The following is a 17,164-nucleotide window of genomic DNA, read 5'->3' as shown; positions in this document are numbered from 1 at the left end:
CGCGGCGCGGAGGCACTATCAGGACGGCGGCAAGATCCCCCGTTGCAGATCTGACTTGAGGAGATTCGGCACATGGTCAAGACAACACACGTAGGCTCGCTCCCCCGCTCGCAAGACGTGGTCGATTTCATCTTCGCCCGCGAGCGGCAGCAGTCATTTGATCAGGCGGATTTTGATGCCTGCATGCGCGCCGCGGTCAGCGATACGGTCAAAAAACAGGTTGCGGCCGGCATTGATATCGTGAGCGACGGTGAGACCTCCAAAATCTCCTATGCGACCTACGTAAAGGACCGTTACACAGGGTTTTCCGGCGACAGCCCGCGCAATGCGCCTGCTGATCTGAAGATGTTTCCCGGTTTCCTGAAGCGTCTCGCTGACGATGGCGGCACCCCGCAATATGCCCGTCCCATGTGCACCGGAGAGGTCCGCTCCAAAGGTCAGGGAGAGTTGGAGAAAGATATCGCCAATCTGAAATCTGCGATGGCAGAGCATGGCGCAGATCGCGGGTTCATGAATGCCGCGTCTCCCGGTGTCATATCGCTGTTTCTGCAGAACGACCACTACCCCACGCGCGAAGCCTACCTCGCCGCCCTCGCCGATGCGATGAAAACCGAATACGAAACCATCGCCGGTGCCGGGCTCGACCTGCAACTGGATTGCCCGGATCTGGCGCTGTCGCGTCACATGCTGTTCACGGAATTGAGCGACGATGAGTTTGTAAAAGTCGCCCAAATGCATGTCGAAGCGTTGAACCACGCACTGTCCGACGTGCCCGCCGAGAAGGTCCGCGTGCATATCTGCTGGGGCAACTACGAGGGGCCACATTGCTGCGACATCTCAATGGAGAAGGTCTTTGCCCCCCTGATGGCAACCAAGGCACGCTATGTGCTTTTTGAAACCTCCAATCCCCGGCACGCCCACGAATGGACGGTGTTCCGCGACCACAAGGCGCAGATCCCCGATGACAAAGTGCTGGTGCCCGGCGTGGTTGATACCACCACCAATTTTGTTGAACACCCGGAGGTCGTTGCCCAGCGTATTGAGCGGTTTACCGATATTCTGGGTCAGGACCGGGTGATCGCCGGATCTGATTGTGGCTTTGGCACCTTTGCCGGATTTGGTGCGGTTGACCCCGATATCGCCTATGCCAAACTCTCGGCCCTATCCGAAGGTGCAAAACTCGCGGCAGAGCGCGCGTGACACCGCTCCTGCTGCTCCCCGGCATGATGTGCGACGCGCGACTGTTCCAGCCGCAGGTCGCAGCATTGTCGGGTCATGTCCCATTGATGACCGCCCCTATCGGGCAGGGCGACAGCATGGCGGCCCTTGCACAGGCGATACTGGAGATTGCCCCCCCACAGTTTGCCGTTGCAGGGCTGTCCATGGGGGGCATCCTCGCGATGGAGATAATCCGGCAAGCCCCGGAGCGCATCCTCGGCGCTGCTCTGATGGACACCAACCCGCGGGCCGAAGCGCCCGAAGTGCAGGCCCGCAGAGAGCCGCAGATAGCAGCGGCACGCGCCGGACGACTGGAACAGGTGATGCGCGAGGAGATGAAGCCCAACTATCTGACCGATGGACCAAACCGGGCTCAGATCCTTGATCTCTGCATGGCGATGGCGCTTGATCTGGGGCCGGAGGTGTTCGTCAACCAGTCCAAGGCGCTGCGGGATCGCCCTGATCAATGCGACACGTTGCGCCAGTTCGACCGACCTACGCTGGTGCTCTGCGGGCGAGAGGACTCGCTCTGCCCGCCGCACCGCCATGAATTGATGCACGACCTGCTGCCGCAGAGCCACCTGGAAATCCTCGATGGGACCGGTCATCTTCCGACGCTGGAAACCCCTGACCAAACCACAGCGGCCCTTCGTCGCTGGCTGGAGAGCTTATGACCCCAACACTTCTGGACCTGCTGCGCCAAGTCGATACCCCGACCGTCTGCAACGCGATTGAGGTCGCCGAAGGCAAACGTGGCTTCAATGCCTTCACCCGCGGCACCATGCTGGCCTCAGCACCCGAGGCAGGCGCAATGGTCGGCTACGCCCGGACCGCCAGGATCTCGGCTCTGGCGCCCCCGACTGAGCCGCCCGAGGTGATCAAGGCGCGACGCATGGACTACTACCGCCATATGGCCAGCGGCCCCCGCCCCGCCGTGACGGTGGTTGAGGATGTCGATTTCCCCAACTGCATTGGCGCCTATTGGGGCGAGATCAACACCACCGTACACAAAGGCTTCGGTATCAGCGGCGCTTTGACCAACGGGGTAATGCGTGATCTGGGCGACCTGCCTGAGGGCTTTCCTGTGATTGCTGGATCAATCGGCCCCTCTCATGGCTTCGTGCATGTGAAAGAGATCGCAACGCCGGTCACTGTCTTTGATCTCCAGATCAGGGATGGCGATCTGGTTCATGCCGATCGTCACGGCGCGCTGGTCATCCCACCAGCGGTTCTGCCGCATCTTGAGGGCGCAATCCGCAAGTTGCTGGAGACTGAAAAACTGGTGCTGGATCCCGCCCGTAAAGAGGGGTTCGATTTTGAGGCATTCGAGACCGCCTGGAGTGCCTTTGAAGCCGCGCGCACCTGACCAATTGGCAGCAGAAAACCTGCCGCAGCGGTGAGCTACGGCAGGGTGTTTTCAGAGACGACGGCGGTCTTACCCCGCGCTTGCCAGATTTCCCTCGGGGAATGCGAAGATGCTGCCCTTGTCTCCATCCGCTTCATCCTTGCGACGGAACCGTGCGCCGGCCCCATCTGTGAGCGAGAAAACCGCAGTCAGGCCATTGAGCGTATTGGCATCCGTGTCCAGCATCTGAGCGGCCGCCGTGGTCTCTTCAACCATGGCTGCGTTCTGCTGCGTGACGCCATCCAGTTGGGTGATCGCCGTGTTGATTTCAGAAATCCCGGTCGACTGTTCTTTCGTCGCCCCTGCAATTTCTTCCACCAGACCGTTCACACTGGTGATCTTCTCAATCATCTGTTTCAGGGAGCCAAAAGTTTTTTCAACCAAGGACACGCCGTCCTGAACATGTTGAGAGCTGTTGGAAATCAACCCTTCGATCTCATCCGAAGCAGACGAGGCCCGCTGTGCCAGCGCCCTTACCTCTGAGGCCACAACCGCAAACCCGCGCCCCGCTTCGCCTGCCCGCGCGGCCTCGACGCCGGCATTCAGTGCCAGCAGATTGGTCTGGAAGGCGATATCATTGATGACGCTGATAATTTGAGAAATCTTCTCTGACGATTCACGAATTTCAGCCATCGCCGAGATCGTTTGTTCCAGCACCTCTCCGCTTTCTTCGGCGCTTCGTTTGGTCTCACTGGCATAGGCATTCGCCTTTTCGGCACCTGACGCGGTGGATTGCACGGTATCAGTCAGAGTGGCGAGCGCGGCCGCCGTCTGTGCCAGCGTCGCAGCCTGCGTTTCGGTCCGCATCGACAGCTCACTAGACGACTGGTTGATTTCAGATGCACCGGATCGAATGCTCTCAGTGCTGGACACCACCGACTGAATAGCCGCCTGCAGCTTCTCCATAGCCGCGTTGAAATTCACCCTCAGTGCATCGTATTCCTCAGGGAAGGTTTCATTGATCCGCGCGGAAAGCGTGCCATCGGCCAGCAGTTCGAGCCCCTCACTCAGGGCGTTAACGACATCGGCCTGCTCTTCCCGGGCGCGGTTTTCGCGCTCTTGCGCAATACGATCCCGATCAAGGTGTGCTTGACGGAACACCACCAACGCCTGTGCCAGTTGGCCAAGTTCATGGCGTTGCTCCGCACCGACAATATCCACGTCTGTTTTACCCTGAGCAAGGCGGTTGGTTGTCTTGATGGCCTGACGAAGCGGCACAACAATCCAGCGTCCGACTGTCACCGACAAGAGAACAGCAATAGCCGTGCACAACAAACCAACGACGGGCACCAACACGAACATCCGGTCGACAATTGCCTGGCCATTGGGGCCAAGTTCATTTTGCGTTGCAACAATGGATTCAGCGAGCCGCTCAAAGCTGTTTTGCATCTCAGGGCCGATCTTATCCAGATACCGCGCACTGATCTCATCGACCTGGGTGATTGCCACCTGAATCTCCGCAAGTTGCTCCTGGAACAGCGCAATTTCCTCACTCGCTGACTCTGCCAGATCTTTCTCTTCCTGAGTGCTGGACAACACCACAACGCGCGGCAGACTATCTATCGCGGCAGAGATATAGGCGTTTGCCTCCTCGAAATGGGCTCTGTCTCTCGAAAGGAAGTATTTTTCGACGTAGATCCGGCTGAGCAACAGGTTTTCCTGAGCACGAGACGTCAGGTACTGAAGATCGCCTTCATGGCTTTTGTTCGCGGTAATGCTGAGCTCTGGTCTTGTCACGCTTTCGTGCCGCTCCAAGTGCTCGTTTAAGCCACCTTCCGTTCGAAAGCGACCGGGCTTATCCAGCCCAGTGCTGAGTGACGGCGTCGTGGATTGTAGAACCCGTTGATGTATTCGAAGATTGCCATCTCAGCCTTCCGCCGTGTCTCCCAAGGATGCCGCCAGATCAGCTCCGCCTTGATCGTCTTAAAGAAGGTTTCGACGGCAGCATTGTCGTAACAATTACCCTTGCCGCTCATGGACACCTTAAAGCCGTGCTGGCGCAGGATCTTCTGATAATCATGAGAACAATATTGCGATCCGCGATCGGTGTGGTGGATGCAGTCCTTGGGCGGTTGCCGGAACGCGATGGCCATGTTCAACGCTCGGATTGCCAAGTCGCGTTTCATGCGGTTGCTAACGGCCCAACCGATTACCCGCCTGGAATGTAGGTCCAGGATAACAGCCAAATACAACCAGCCTTCGCGCGTCCAGACATAGCTGATGTCACCCGCCCATTTCTGGTTTTGTTTATCAGCGTTGAAGTCACGATCCAGCAGGTTGGGTGCTATATTGAGCTTATGATCGCTGTCAGTGGTCACCTTGTGTTTGCGGGTCCGAACAACAGATATGCCGTTCTGACGCATCAATCTGCCCACACGGCGATGGCCAACATCCAAGCCGATCTCCTTCAGCTCTTCGGTCATACGCGGCCTGCCATAACTGCCTAAACTGAGACGCGACTGTTCTTTGATATGCGCCAGCGTGACCAGGTCAGATCGCTGTCTGCGGCTGGCTGGCCGACTGCGGAACGCACGCAAACCGCGCAGGCTGACATCCATAACCTGACACAGGCGCGCTGCCGGAAACGCATCCCGGTGTTCTTCGATGAACCTAAACCTCATGGCTTTTGGCTCGCGAAGAACTGCGTTGCTTTTTTTAGGATGTCCCGCTCCTCCTTGAGAATGCGGTTCTCACGCCTAAGCCGGTCATTCTCTTGAGCAAGGCTCAAATCTTCTTTCGACACCACGTCTGTATCTCTGTGCGCGGTGATCCATTTGTTCAGCGTCGACATACCGACGCCAAGATCATCCGCCACCTGCTTACGCGTTAGCCCGCTGGTTAACGCAATCCGCACCGCATCTTGGCGAAATTCGTCCGTCCGTTTTAGTCCCATAGTTCATCTCCTTTGGTGCAGTAAATGCTATCAAAGGAGCGGCATCAAACCGCGACAGGTCCACTTGCGCGCCGATTTTCCGAGTTCCAAAGCCGTGTGCTCCAGATCCTCCTCGCGGGCGACAGCAGCACGTAGATCTTCGAAATAAGCCAAATACTGCTGTGATGATTGCACCGCGGCTTCGATATCTCGGGAATAGGCCGCATTTCCACTGAAGACGGTAAGGTCATTTCCATCCCTGATGATTTCAGAGATGTTAGATTGCACCTCCTCAGAGCTTTCCTCGCTGCGGGTCGCGCGATATTTAAGTGCCGCGATCCGTGCCTGAAACAGGTCTTCGACAAAATCACTGGTCGCAATGCTCTGCTTGGCGGTCGCCCGGTACTGCAGATAGCTTTCGCCCAAATCCCGGACCACCACCAGCGACAAGCCCGCCAATGCAACGAGTAGCACTGTAAGTGCGGCAAATCCCGCGTTAATTCGGTTTGAAATAGATATCGATCTAAGCATTTTATACCTTTTTTCTCAACGCCATCGTGAATGAATCAAAAAATATGCTGCCCCAGCGGTAGCCTAGATGTCCTAGACATCTCCTAAAGCTGCGCACAGAAGTGCGCTATGCGGGCAGATTGAGTGATTTCCGATCACATACCGCTCTTTTACCCGGCGACCGATGCTCTGCCGAATAGTCGGTTCGGATATCAAACCGCACTGTCTTTGGGGCTGTTAAGGGTGTCTGCGATGCGCAGTGTGCTTAAGACACATGGGACGGGACCAATCGCCGCAGATCAGGAGACGTCTACTTTAATGCCACCACCACGAAAGCTGCGGCGGTAAAAGCGGCAAAGACCGAGAACCAGATGAGTTCCGTCAGCTGAGATGCCGTTTCCTGCTCAAGCTGACTGGCAAGGAAAACAAGTTCGGCTGTGACAGCAGCCTCTTCCTGTCGCAGGAGGTCAATCCAGGCCGTCGAAGCAGCAAACCATTGTGTGCGTGTGAAAGGGAGAGAGTCAGTAGTGGCATCGGCTGACAGAATGATCTCATGCAGGTCGTCCAACGCCACATATTGTCTTGTTCTCTGCAGTGTCGGCAGCCAAGCTGAGCTGCCTTTGATCGCGTCGACCTCGCTCAGGGTGGCAAGCTGTTCACGCCTCAAAGACGTCAGCTCTTCCTGCATCGAAAGTGAATACACCATGACGACACCTGCCGCACCCGTGGCCCGCTCCAACCCTGCCTTTTCCTTTGCTGAACTGATCAAAAAACGAGCCTGCCGCAGCGCGTGATATTCTGTAGATCTGTCAGATCCCGTACTTGCCTGAGCAAGCGCCAGCAGTGGGTCGATAAGGCGCGTATAGGAGTTGATAACCTCCTCAATTATGCGCTGCCCGTTTTCGTCCCATCCATCGATACGCTGCCTCACATGCGTCAAGGTCTGCAAACACGCGACGACGCGATCAAACTCCTCCCGATGATCTACCGCGATAAGGTCGATACCAGATAGTGCCGATGCAATTGTCTGGTCTGTCCGGTCGCGCTGTTGGGTCAACTCATCTGGAAAGGTCAGCCCATCAGATGACACATATCCGACCGAAAATCCCCGCTCCCTTTGCAGCTCATGGATCATGTCACTGATCGCACTGTCTTCACGGGCGGTCTGCGCCGTATGTCCAGATCGCATATGCAGCGCTCTTTGCTTGGCGATCTCGCTGTAGGCGAAATACCCCACCAGTAAAAACAGTGGTGCGACAACAAACAGCACAACAATTCGAAGCGGCATGGAGGCTCCCTTTGACCAGAGCAAATAACAATCATAGCGTGTATAAATTAGTATTAAATCACCAGAGAAGTCATGCATCTAATCGCCCGACGATGTAAGGTCATCAGAGATAGCTAAGCGGTGCGGGCAGTGAACCGGACCATACCACCGCCCCGCCACTCAGAGAATTTGACACCTGAAGCTTGCGTATCGAACGGGCTTGATTTTTGCCACTGTTAGCGATAACGATGCCGCAACTGTCAGACCACCGGGCGCGCCCGTCGAGGGCTGCACCCACATCATCACCGGAGTTGCACATATGACCCTGAAAATTGCTATCAACGGATTTGGACGCATTGGCCGTGGCGTTTTGCGCGCCCTGCTGGAGAGCAACGCCGACGATATCTCGGTTGTGGCCATCAATGATCTGTCTCCGGCTGAGACTCTGGCGCACCTGTTGAAATACGACAGTGTGCATGGCCGCCTGCGCGCATCCGTGAAGGTGGATGGCGACACCATGCATGTGGGCAACCACAGCATCCGCCTGACCGCGATCCGCAATCCAGAAGAACTGCCCTGGCAAGACGTTGATATTGCGTATGAATGCACCGGCCTGTTCACCAGCCGTGATACCGCCGCCAAACATCTGAAGAATGGTTCCAAGCGGGTACTGATCTCTGCACCGGGCAAGGATGTTGACCGTACCGTGGTATTTGGTGTCAACCATGATGATCTGACCAAGGACGACGTGATCGTCTCCAACGCCTCCTGTACGACCAATTGTCTGGCGCCTGTTGCGAAGGTTCTGGATGACACCTTCGGCATCAAAACCGGGTATATGACCACCATTCACGCCTATACCGGTGATCAGCCGACCCATGATACCAGCCACAAGGATCTCTACCGGGCTCGTGCGGCTGCCTTGTCGATGATCCCCACCTCAACCGGCGCGGCGCGGGCGATCTCAGAAGTGCTCCCGCATCTCAAAGGCCGTCTTGAGGGATCGGCGATCCGCGTACCGACACCAAATGTATCTGTGGTGGACCTCAGCTTCATTCCTGAGAAAGCTGCGACGGTCGACGCAATCAACGACGCAATGAAGGCGGCCTCCGAGGGGGCTCTGGCAGGTATCCTGTCCTATGAGACTGATCCCTTGGTCTCCATCGATTTCAACCACGACCCACATTCCTCCTGCTTTGCCGCCCCGCAGACCGCTGTCACAGCCGAAGGGCTGGTGCGGGTTGTCAGCTGGTATGACAATGAATGGGGCTTCTCCAACCGGATGGTCGACACTGGCCGCCACATGGGCAAGGTAATGAATGGCTGAACGCCAGAACTGCCATCTATGACTATGTAAAAAAGGGCTGCCTCAGGGCAGCCCTTTCTCATAATCGGATGATGCTGCCGACCTTGGCCGGATGCGTCCTCTGATGTGTTCAGATACGGAAGATCGGTTGCAGCAGGCGCGGTACCAGCGACCGGAACCGCAGCGCGGCGTCGGTCGCGGCCAGGCAAATGCAGGTCTCACCCTCCTCGGCGATCGGCGTGTGTTCCAGATCATCGTCGGCAACCTCCAGATCGCCGACGCCGAACCGCCCTGTTTCATCGCGAAACGCGCCCTGCAGCACCAATGTCAACTCAAGCCCATTGTGGCCATGGTCAGGCACCGCCTGCCCCGACGGGATGTACAACAGCCTTACACTGCCACCGTCGTCATGGCTCAGGATGGATTGGCGCACTCCCATACCAAGGGATTTCCACTTTGGCGGCAAGCCGCCAAGCGCCTGCATTACCGGTGCCGGAAAAATACCGGAGCGGCCAAATTGCGGCGTCTCTTCATAGGGCTCATCCAACTCGGCGAACACGCGATCCCGCAGATCGGTCGAAAGATCCCGCGTGCCGCAGGCTTCCAATACGGAGCCGCCGACAGCCTGATGCGCAGTCAACCGGGTGCGGCAACTGTCACACATCGACAGATGGGTCGCCACCACCAGAGAATAGGCATAGGGCAGGTTGCCGGAAGCGTAAGCCACCAACAACGGGTCAGGGATATGATGGCGTACGCCGGTCATGATAGTCCTTGTTCCTTCAACTCATGACGCAACCGCTCAAGTCCGAGGCGGATGCGGGATTTGATTGTTCCCAGCGGCAACCCGGTTTGCTCCCGGATATCTGCATGGGTCAGCTCGCCGAGGTAGGCCTTTTCGACCATCTCACGTTGAGCAGGTTTCAGCCGGGCCAGCGCGGCACGCAGCTTTGATGTCTCCTGATCCAGCGCCAGAATCTGGGCTGCATCTTCCTGTGTATCTTCCGGAAGCTTCAGCTCTTCCGGGATCGGTCGCCGCTCCTTGCGGATCACGTCAATCTGCCTGTTGCGGGCGATCTGATAAATCCAGGCCGACACCTGCGCCCGCTCCGGATCGAACATCGCCGATTTACGCCACACGGTCAGCATGACGTCTTGCACCACTTCTTCGGCCTGACTGGGCGGCATGCCGGACCGGCAAATCACCCCCTTGAGCCGCGGCGCGAAGTAGTCGAACAGCCGCCCAAACGCCACCTTGCAGCGACTATCACGCACGGCCAGCATCCAGATCGTCTGATCAGACAGGCTCTCCCGTTCCACTTTTTTCCTTTCGCACAATGCACTTGTGTCACGGTCTACCGTAACGGGCGGCGCAGGGGCTGCAAGAGGTGGATCGCTCAGCGTGGTCAACATGTATGCAATACGCGCGTTTTCCGGCGATGGATCACTCTGCGCTAAATTTTTTTCGTATTTTCCCAATTCACCAAAATCAGCTGTCACCTTTTTTGATCCGCTCGGGCAGAAGCCGCGTAACAAATTGAAATCACAGATGGAGACAGCATGTCCTTTGACGCATTATCATCCGCTCGCGAGCGTATCGCCGTCGTAGGGGGCGGGATTTCCGGGCTGGCAACAGCGTGGCTGCTGGCAAAGACGCATAATGTCACCCTGTTTGAGGCGGCCCCCCGGCTGGGTGGTCATGCCCGGACAGTGATGGCGGGGCGCAATGGGGATCAGCCGGTCGATACTGGTTTCATCGTCTTCAACTATGTGAATTACCCGCATCTGACGTCCATGTTCCGCGATCTGGAGGTTCCCGTTGTCAAAAGCGATATGAGCTTCGGTGCCAGCATCGGGGACGGACGCGTGGAATATGGGCTACGAGATCTTGGGGCGCTGCTGGGTCAGCGTCGCAACATCGCGCGGCCCGCATTTTTCCGCATGGTCAGAGACATTCTGCGCTTCAACGCCAATGCCGAACAGGTCGCCAAGAGCGACAGCGTCACCATCGGTGAGTTGGTCAATGATCTGAAATTGGGGGATTGGTTCCAGCGCTATTATCTGATGCCAATTTGCGGCGCGATCTGGTCCACCCCCCCTGATGAAATCCGTGGCTTCCCGGCCCAATCTCTGGTGCGGTTTTTCCGCAATCACGCCTTGCTCAGTTCCTCAGGTCAACACCAGTGGTGGACGGTCAAAGGTGGCAGCATCGAATATGTGCGCCGCCTGACAGCTCGGCTGGAACAGATGGGCTGTCAATTGCGTCCGGGCACTCCGGTGCGCAGTGTCGAGCGAACTGCAGAGGGCGTGTGCATCCATCTGCCCGATGGCACCAGCGAGAATTTTGATCAGGTGGTAATGGCCTGCCATTCGGACGACAGCCTGCGCCTGCTCAGCCAGCCAACGCGCGCTGAACAGGCAACGCTGGGGGTTATGCGTTATCAGGATAATGAAATGATCCTGCATCATGACAGCGCTCAAATGCCACGCCGCCGCGCCTGCTGGTCGTCCTGGGTTTACAAGGCCGACACCCGAGATGACCGGGCAGCCATCGGGGTCACCTACTGGATGAACCGGCTGCAGAACATCAATGAAAACGATCCGCTTTTCGTCTCCCTGAACCCGGTGAAAGACGTGCAAAGCGATCTGATCTACGATCAGAAAACCTTCCGTCACCCGGTTTTTGATACGGCTGCCCTGCGCGCGCAGAGCCAGATCGCAGACATCCAAGGCCAGAATAACACTTGGTTTGCAGGCGCCTACCTGCGCCACGGTTTCCACGAAGATGGGTTTGCCAGCGCCGTGCGCGTCGCGCGGGGGATTGATGCGCGCACCAGGGTGGTGGGATGACACAGTGGCCCGACCATATCGCCGGGCAGACCACACATGCCCGCTATGGCGCTATCGCCAACAGCTTCCGCTATGGCGTGGACTACGTGCTGATTGATCCGCGCGCCGAAAACGGCCCGCTGTTGTTCTCGCGCAATCGCTTCAACCTGCTTGCGGTCCATGATCGCAATCACGGCGGCGCGCCACGTCGGGGGGCGGGGCTGCCCTGGGCGGAACAGGTCTTTGCCGACGCTGGCCTGAGGATGGACGGGATCACCATCCGGCTGCTGACGCAACCAAGCTATCTGGGTCACATCTTCAACCCCGTCAGTTTTTGGCTCGCCTTTCGTGGTACCGCCCTGCACGCGGTGATCGCGGAGGTCAGCAATACCTTCGGCGACAGACACAGCTATGTCTGTCACAAACCCGAATTCACCGCGATTGCCCCGTCGGACAAGCTTCAGGCCAAGAAAATCTTCCACGTCTCTCCCTTTCAGCAGATCGCGGGCGACTACTGGTTCAATTTCGACATAGGGCCACGGCGGATCGCAATCCGCATCGATCACAAGAATGGTGACCAGGGGGTCATTGCCACCCTGACCGGCGCCCGCCAGCCGTTGAGCAACACCGCCGTGCTGGGTGCCAGCCTGCGCCGCCCTGCCGGAACCCTGCGCACGGTTGCGCTGATCTATTGGCAGGCGCTGAAACTGAAACTTAAGGGCGCAAACTATCGCCCCCGCCCTACCCCACCGGAACATGAGGTCAGCTGATGATTTTTCTTACCAAACGTGTGAAACACGACTTTCTCGACAGCTGCGCCCGCATCCGCAACGGCAGCCTTCGCCTGCATACGCCCGAAGGGGATGTGCATGATTTCGGCGCCGGTGCCCCGCATGCAGAAATTCAGCTGCACGACTGGAGCGCGATCACCGCAATGGCTGCCCGCGGGGATATCGGCCTCGGCGAGGCCTATGTTTCTGGGCTCTGGGATACGCCCAGCATCGAAGACGTGATTAAGGTGGCGTTGCTGAACCTCGATCATCTCACTGATTATGCCTACCCCAGCTTCTGGGCGGGCCTAAAATACCGGATGGTGGACCGGATGCTGCGCGCCAATTCGGTCAAGGGCGCGTCGCGCAACATCAAGGCACATTATGATGTCGGCAATGAATTCTACCAGCTGTGGCTGGACGAAAGCATGACCTATTCATCGGCGCTGTTTGCCCCCGGCGACAATGATCTGGCCCGCGCCCAGACCCGCAAATATGATCGGGTCCTCAGTCGTCTGAGCGCTGGCGACCGGGTGTTGGAGGTTGGCTGCGGCTGGGGTGGATTCGCCGATCGCGCAGCTGAACAGGGCCGCCATGTCACCGGCCTGACGATCTCTCCCAGCCAGTTCGGCTATGCTGATGCACGGCTGGACGGACGGGCCGACATCCGGCTCTGCGACTATCGCAAATCGGAAGGCAAATTCGACAATATCGTCTCAATCGAAATGGTCGAAGCCGTGGGCGAGCGGTACTGGCCCAGCTATTTTGCAACCCTGAAAAACCGCCTCGCGGATGATGGACGTGCCGTGGTGCAGGCGATCACGGTGCAGGACAGCTATTTCGATATCTATCGGCAATCCTCGGACTATATTCGCCAATACACCTTCCCCGGTGGCATGTTGCTGTCCGACGCGGTTATTTCACATCAGGCGCGCACCGCCGGGCTGAAAGTCACGGATAACTTTGCCTTCGGTCAGGATTACGCCCGCACCTGCCGCGAGTGGGCAGCGCGGCTTGCAGCAATGACGGCAAAAATCCAGGCACTGGGCTATGGCGACGCCTTCCTGCGCAACTGGCGGTATTATCTGGAAACCTGTGCCGCCTCCTTTGAGGTCGGGCAAACCGATGTCGTACAGGTGGAGCTGGCCCATGCCTGATCCAGGCCAGCCCCACGACACCAAGAGCCTCTGGACAAGTCATCGCTCAGCCATGGTGTCTTTCGCACTGGGGCTGGCTGTGCTCCTGAGCAGTTTCAGCACCCCAGCAACGGCGGATACCGGCCTCCAATCCCCAATTAAGCTGGGTGAGGTGACCTTCCGCTGGTTCGGTCTGCCGCTTTATGACGCCAGCCTGTTTGCTGAGGGTCAAGAGCGCTTCGATTGGCAAACACCTATGGCGCTGAAGCTCAGCTATCGGCGCGGGTTCACGCGTATGCAGCTGACCAAGGCGACCGCCGCAGAGTTGACCCGGCTGGAGGGACCGCGTGCGGATCAGGATCGGTTGCTTGCAAAGCTGGAACGCTGCTTTCGCGATGTGGCAGCCGGGGACAGTTTTGTCGCCACAACACGCGACCCGAACCAAGTGGCACTTTACCTGAATGGACGGCAGACCTGTGATGTGCGCCATGCAGAGGCCCGCAAACGGTTTCTGAATATCTGGCTATCTCCCAACAGCCGGTCCGCGCGCCTGTCCAGTCAGCTCAGAGGCAACTGATGCAAGCCACCCGTATTTCCCTGTTTGCCATGATGCTGGCCGCCGCCGGCCTGCCACTCTACATCCATCTGCCGCGTTTTGCGACGGCGGAACTGGGGGTGAGCCTGGCCACCCTGGCGGCAGTACTGGCAGGGATACGGGTGCTTGATTTCGTGCAGGATCCATTGCTGGGCTGGATCACCGACCGCTGGCCGCAGGAGCGGGCGACTTTTGCTGCGCTGGCGGCCTTTGGGATGGCTATGGGGTTTCTCCTGCTCTACACGTATCGCCCAGCTGCAGGGAGCGTCTTGCCCTGGCTCGTGATTGCACTGGTATTGCTGTTCACAGCCTACAGCTTGGGCACCGTGCTGTTCTATGGACAAAGCACTGCGCTCGCCGGCAGCCCGGAGGCGCTGATCCGCCTTGCCGGATTTCGCGAGGGTGGCACATTGGCCGGGATCATTCTCGCTGCCCTTGCCCCCAGCCTGTTGGGTGCGCTAGGCGCCAGTCAGGCCGGTTACCCCGCCTTTGGCGGTCTGCTTGCCGGACTTTGCATTACAGTTTGGTGGCTGACCCGCGGTCTGTGGACCGCCACACCGCGGCCGGAGCAGCCCCTGTCGATCACAGCCCTGCGTGAGGCTGGTGGGTTTCGCCTTCTCGCCCTGGCTCTGGTCAACAGCCTGCCCGTTGCCATGACCTCAACGCTGTTTCTGTTCTTTGTCGAGGATAAGCTCGCGCTGGCCGATATGGCCGGTCCCTTTCTGGTGTTGTTCTTCCTCGCTGCCGGACTTTCGGTACCATTATGGACACGAGCCGCAGACCGATTTGGGGCGCGCAATGTGCTGTTTCCGGCGATGATATTGGCGATACTATCGTTTGTTTCCGCAGCGTTTCTGCCTGCTGGTGCCGCGCTCGGGTTTGCCATGATCTGTGTCGGATCTGGTGCGGCGCTTGGCGCGGATATGGTGATCCTGCCGGTGCTGTTCTCGCGCATGTTGGCACGGGCCGGGTTGCAGGCAGGACAGGCCTTTGGGCTCTGGTCCTTCGCCGCCAAACTGGCGCTTGCTGCCGCGGCTGTTCTGCTTCTGCCGATGCTGCAACTCAGCGGCTTTACCCCCGGCGGCCAGAACAGCATCGCCGCGCTCCAGACCCTGACATGGGCCTACGCCATCATTCCCTGCTGTATCAAACTCATCGCCATCGCGATGGTCCTCCGACTCCCAAGAAAGGTCACCGCGCCATGAAATTCCTGCTTGTAGCGATCATCCTGGTGCTGCTGCTTGCACTGCTCCGGCCCGGTTTCGGGTTTCGCAGCCAACGCCCCCAGCACTACGCCGGCACCGGTCCCGACTTCGACATTCGCACACATCTGAGCGGCGAAATGATCTCCGAAGGCATGATCTATGGCCCAATGGGCCGCGTGGTCTCGCGTTTTGTCGCCACAATGAACGGAGCCTGGGACGGCAACACCGGCACGTTGAGCGAGGATTTCTCCTATGCCAGCAGCGGTACGCAGCAACGCAAGTGGTTTCTCACCATGGGTGAAAACGGGGCGTTCACCGCGACCGCAGATGACATCATCGGCACCGGCGAGGGTCAGCAGAGCGGCGCAACCGTGCGCCTGACCTATCGCATCCGCCTCCCCGAGAGTGCGGGTGGTCACGTGCTCGACGTCACCGACTGGATGTATCTGATGGAGAACGGCACCATCATGAACCGCTCTGAAATGCGCAAATTCGGCCTCAAGGTCGCAGAGCTGGTGGCCACCATCCGTCCGAAAGGAACCTAAGATGTTTGCAGGACAGACATGGTGGATCATCGGCGCCAGTGAAGGATTAGGCCGTGCCATTGCCCAAAAGCTGGATGCAGCCGGAGCGCGGCTTATGCTCTCGGCCCGCAGCGAGGAACGATTGCAGGACCTCGCGGGGGAGCTGACCAATGCCACCGCTCTGCCACTGGATGTGACCGATAGTGACGCCATCCGTGAGGCTGCTGCCCTGATCGGCAAGGTGCATGGCGTCCTCTATTGCGCGGGCGCCTACGATCCGATGCCCGCGCAAGAGTGGGATGCCGACAAGGTTGAACTGATCTGTGACGTGAACTTCATGGGGGCCATTCGTGTGGTCGGCCGTGTGGTGCCTCAGATGGTTGCTGCCAACGAGGGGCATATTGTGCTGATCGGCTCTCTCGCCGGTCATACGGGCCTTCCCGGCGCCACCGGTTATGGCGCTTCCAAATCCGCCGTTATGCATATGGCGGAAAACCTCCAGGCGGATCTGTTCCAGACCCCGATAAAGGTTCAGGTGATCAACCCCGGTTTCATCAAGACCCGGCTAACCGAAAAAAACGACTTCAACATGCCCATGATCCAGACCCCGGAAGAAGCGGCAGAGGCCTGCATAAAAGCAATGAAAAACGGGCGCTTCAGCACCAGTTTTCCGACGCCATTTGCTTGGGTGTTTACCATCGGCAAGCATCTGCCGCGAAAGCTGTTCCTGCGCCTGATGGGGGCCGGTAAATGAGCGCGCCACAGCATATCGTTATTATTGGCGCCTCCGGCGGTATCGGATCGGCATTGGTGGATCACTACGCGGCGCGCTCCCCCGCCAGCCTGACCGCAGTGGCCCGTAGCGCGTTGCCATCGCGCCCCGAAATCGACAGTCACCAGGTGGACATCACCGACGAAGCACAGCTTACCGAGCTGGCCGGCGCTCTGCGCAGCCGGGGGATTGCACCGGATCTTGTGCTTGTCGCAACCGGGGTGCTCTCCGATGAGACGGGTCTCAGGCCCGAAAAAAGCTACCGCCAGCAGGATGCCGAGGCCTTCCGGAAAGTATTTGAAATAAATACTTTCGCCCCCGCCAGCGTTGCCAAACACCTATTGCCGATCATGCCACGCAAAGGGCGTGCGGTCTTTGCAGCGCTGTCAGCGCGGGTCGGATCGATCAGCGACAATGGCCTTGGCGGCTGGCATGCCTATCGCGCATCAAAAGCGGCGCTGAATATGCTTATCCGCAACTACGCGATCGAGACAGCGCGCAGCAATGACCAGATGATCTGCGTCGGGCTGCACCCCGGCACGGTGCGAACACCGCTTTCGGGTCCCTTCTCCAAAAACGTCTCTGAGAGTGCTTTGTTCGAGCCGGCCCAATCCGCAGCATATCTGGCCAAGGTCATCGACGGCCTGTCCCCCGGTGACAGCGGACGGGTATTTGACTGGGCGGGCAAGGAAATCCCGGCCTGATAGGTGCCGGGCGGACAGGATCACCCTGTCCGGACTTGCCCAGCCGATCCG

At 58.4% G+C, this 17,164-nt stretch carries 18 protein-coding genes; 12 read left to right on the top strand and 6 right to left on the bottom strand.

All coding sequences use genetic code 11. The features are described 5' to 3' along the window. Positions 1 to 72 precede the first annotated feature (72 nt). From INHI_RS0100595 to INHI_RS0100585, 3 genes are read left to right on the top strand one after another with little or no spacing between them, the layout of a single operon-like run. Positions 73 to 1,200, top strand: coding sequence for a cobalamin-independent methionine synthase II family protein (locus INHI_RS0100595; protein WP_027246347.1), 1,128 nt, complete (start codon positions 73 to 75; stop codon positions 1,198 to 1,200). Further along, positions 1,197 to 1,892 carry an alpha/beta fold hydrolase gene (locus INHI_RS0100590; protein WP_027246346.1) on the top strand — a complete coding sequence of 232 codons (696 nt, stop codon included), beginning with the start codon at positions 1,197 to 1,199 and terminating at the stop codon, positions 1,890 to 1,892. Before INHI_RS0100595 ends, INHI_RS0100590 begins: the two co-directional genes overlap by 4 nt. After that, the gene (locus INHI_RS0100585; RefSeq protein WP_027246345.1) at positions 1,889 to 2,584 is read left to right on the top strand and encodes an RraA family protein; all 696 of its coding nucleotides are present in this window, start codon (positions 1,889 to 1,891) and stop codon (positions 2,582 to 2,584) included. The genes INHI_RS0100590 and INHI_RS0100585 overlap by 4 nt, the downstream gene beginning before the upstream one ends. A gap of 69 nt (positions 2,585 to 2,653) precedes the next feature. Here INHI_RS0100585 and INHI_RS20120 read toward each other — a convergent pair whose 3' ends face one another. From INHI_RS20120 to INHI_RS0100560, 4 genes are all read right to left on the bottom strand, one after another. Then, on the bottom strand, positions 2,654 to 4,360 hold the full coding sequence (locus INHI_RS20120) for a methyl-accepting chemotaxis protein (RefSeq protein ID WP_155805534.1): 1,707 nt from the start codon (positions 4,358 to 4,360) through the stop codon (positions 2,654 to 2,656). Between the two features lie 26 nt (positions 4,361 to 4,386). Then, positions 4,387 to 5,516 (bottom strand): IS3 family transposase gene (locus INHI_RS0100575; RefSeq protein WP_155805531.1). Its coding sequence is split into 2 segments (ribosomal slippage): positions 4,387 to 5,282 and positions 5,282 to 5,516, totalling 1,131 coding nucleotides; the frame shifts between segments, so codons are not numbered across the junction. 30 nt (positions 5,517 to 5,546) lie between these two features. Next, complete coding sequence (locus INHI_RS0100565; RefSeq protein WP_162148078.1) at positions 5,547 to 5,945, bottom strand: methyl-accepting chemotaxis protein; 399 nt, start codon at positions 5,943 to 5,945, stop codon at positions 5,547 to 5,549. Between the two features lie 370 nt (positions 5,946 to 6,315). Then, on the bottom strand, positions 6,316 to 7,293 hold the full coding sequence (locus INHI_RS0100560; RefSeq protein ID WP_027246341.1) for a nitrate- and nitrite sensing domain-containing protein: 978 nt from the start codon (positions 7,291 to 7,293) through the stop codon (positions 6,316 to 6,318). 298 nt (positions 7,294 to 7,591) lie between these two features. Between INHI_RS0100560 and gap the strand changes: the two genes are divergently transcribed. Continuing rightward, positions 7,592 to 8,599, top strand: coding sequence for a type I glyceraldehyde-3-phosphate dehydrogenase (gene gap, locus INHI_RS0100555; RefSeq protein WP_027246340.1), 1,008 nt, complete (start codon positions 7,592 to 7,594; stop codon positions 8,597 to 8,599). A 109-nt stretch (positions 8,600 to 8,708) separates the two neighbouring features. Here gap and INHI_RS0100550 read toward each other — a convergent pair whose 3' ends face one another. Then, entirely contained in the window at positions 8,709 to 9,344 is a 636-nt protein-coding gene (locus tag INHI_RS0100550; RefSeq protein WP_014875647.1) for a ChrR family anti-sigma-E factor, read from the bottom strand. Further along, positions 9,341 to 9,991: a sigma-70 family RNA polymerase sigma factor gene (locus tag INHI_RS0100545; RefSeq protein ID WP_014875648.1), complete on the bottom strand. Its 651-nt coding sequence runs from the start codon at positions 9,989 to 9,991 to the stop codon at positions 9,341 to 9,343. Before INHI_RS0100545 ends, INHI_RS0100550 begins: the two co-directional genes overlap by 4 nt. Before the next feature lie 147 nt (positions 9,992 to 10,138). Here INHI_RS0100545 and INHI_RS0100540 point away from each other — a divergent pair, with 147 nt between their 5' ends. Genes INHI_RS0100540 through INHI_RS0100505 form a run of 8 tightly spaced genes read left to right on the top strand, consistent with a single transcriptional unit; the run spans position 10,139 to position 17,113 of the window. Then, on the top strand, positions 10,139 to 11,428 hold the full coding sequence (locus tag INHI_RS0100540; protein WP_027246339.1) for an NAD(P)/FAD-dependent oxidoreductase: 1,290 nt from the start codon (positions 10,139 to 10,141) through the stop codon (positions 11,426 to 11,428). Then, on the top strand, positions 11,425 to 12,177 hold the full coding sequence (locus INHI_RS0100535) for a DUF1365 domain-containing protein (protein WP_014880946.1): 753 nt from the start codon (positions 11,425 to 11,427) through the stop codon (positions 12,175 to 12,177). Before INHI_RS0100540 ends, INHI_RS0100535 begins: the two co-directional genes overlap by 4 nt. Then, a complete protein-coding gene (locus INHI_RS0100530) occupies positions 12,177 to 13,334 on the top strand; it encodes an SAM-dependent methyltransferase (RefSeq protein ID WP_014880947.1) in 1,158 nt (385 codons plus the stop codon). Before INHI_RS0100535 ends, INHI_RS0100530 begins: the two co-directional genes overlap by 1 nt. Continuing rightward, complete coding sequence (locus tag INHI_RS0100525) at positions 13,327 to 13,890, top strand: chalcone isomerase family protein (RefSeq protein ID WP_027246338.1); 564 nt, start codon at positions 13,327 to 13,329, stop codon at positions 13,888 to 13,890. Before INHI_RS0100530 ends, INHI_RS0100525 begins: the two co-directional genes overlap by 8 nt. Next, on the top strand, positions 13,890 to 15,113 hold the full coding sequence (locus INHI_RS0100520) for an MFS transporter (RefSeq protein WP_027246337.1): 1,224 nt from the start codon (positions 13,890 to 13,892) through the stop codon (positions 15,111 to 15,113). The genes INHI_RS0100525 and INHI_RS0100520 overlap by 1 nt, the downstream gene beginning before the upstream one ends. Beyond that, on the top strand, positions 15,110 to 15,658 hold the full coding sequence (locus tag INHI_RS0100515) for a DUF3833 domain-containing protein (RefSeq protein ID WP_027246336.1): 549 nt from the start codon (positions 15,110 to 15,112) through the stop codon (positions 15,656 to 15,658). Before INHI_RS0100520 ends, INHI_RS0100515 begins: the two co-directional genes overlap by 4 nt. A gap of 1 nt (position 15,659) precedes the next feature. Continuing rightward, on the top strand, positions 15,660 to 16,391 hold the full coding sequence (locus INHI_RS0100510) for an SDR family NAD(P)-dependent oxidoreductase (protein WP_014875655.1): 732 nt from the start codon (positions 15,660 to 15,662) through the stop codon (positions 16,389 to 16,391). Then, positions 16,388 to 17,113, top strand: coding sequence for an SDR family NAD(P)-dependent oxidoreductase (locus INHI_RS0100505; protein WP_014880951.1), 726 nt, complete (start codon positions 16,388 to 16,390; stop codon positions 17,111 to 17,113). Before INHI_RS0100510 ends, INHI_RS0100505 begins: the two co-directional genes overlap by 4 nt. Positions 17,114 to 17,164 lie beyond the last annotated feature (51 nt).

The sequence above is a fragment of the Phaeobacter inhibens DSM 16374 genome (assembly GCF_000473105.1).
Classification (GTDB): domain Bacteria; phylum Pseudomonadota; class Alphaproteobacteria; order Rhodobacterales; family Rhodobacteraceae; genus Phaeobacter; species Phaeobacter inhibens.
Note: the sequence above shows the minus strand (reverse complement) of the source record. Positions and strands in the feature narration are given on the sequence as shown.

Coding starts and splice junctions, on each gene's coding strand:
- INHI_RS0100595 (WP_027246347.1), top strand. CDS start 73: ATGGTCAAGACAACACACGTAGGCTCGCTCCCCCGCTCGCAAGACGTG.
- INHI_RS0100585 (WP_027246345.1), top strand. CDS start 1,889: ATGACCCCAACACTTCTGGACCTGCTGCGCCAAGTCGATACCCCGACC.
- INHI_RS0100560 (WP_027246341.1), bottom strand. CDS start 7,293: ATGCCGCTTCGAATTGTTGTGCTGTTTGTTGTCGCACCACTGTTTTTA.
- gap (WP_027246340.1), top strand. CDS start 7,592: ATGACCCTGAAAATTGCTATCAACGGATTTGGACGCATTGGCCGTGGC.
- INHI_RS0100550 (WP_014875647.1), bottom strand. CDS start 9,344: ATGACCGGCGTACGCCATCATATCCCTGACCCGTTGTTGGTGGCTTAC.
- INHI_RS0100545 (WP_014875648.1), bottom strand. CDS start 9,991: ATGTTGACCACGCTGAGCGATCCACCTCTTGCAGCCCCTGCGCCGCCC.
- INHI_RS0100540 (WP_027246339.1), top strand. CDS start 10,139: ATGTCCTTTGACGCATTATCATCCGCTCGCGAGCGTATCGCCGTCGTA.
- INHI_RS0100535 (WP_014880946.1), top strand. CDS start 11,425: ATGACACAGTGGCCCGACCATATCGCCGGGCAGACCACACATGCCCGC.
- INHI_RS0100530 (WP_014880947.1), top strand. CDS start 12,177: ATGATTTTTCTTACCAAACGTGTGAAACACGACTTTCTCGACAGCTGC.
- INHI_RS0100525 (WP_027246338.1), top strand. CDS start 13,327: ATGCCTGATCCAGGCCAGCCCCACGACACCAAGAGCCTCTGGACAAGT.
- INHI_RS0100520 (WP_027246337.1), top strand. CDS start 13,890: ATGCAAGCCACCCGTATTTCCCTGTTTGCCATGATGCTGGCCGCCGCC.
- INHI_RS0100515 (WP_027246336.1), top strand. CDS start 15,110: ATGAAATTCCTGCTTGTAGCGATCATCCTGGTGCTGCTGCTTGCACTG.
- INHI_RS0100510 (WP_014875655.1), top strand. CDS start 15,660: ATGTTTGCAGGACAGACATGGTGGATCATCGGCGCCAGTGAAGGATTA.
- INHI_RS0100505 (WP_014880951.1), top strand. CDS start 16,388: ATGAGCGCGCCACAGCATATCGTTATTATTGGCGCCTCCGGCGGTATC.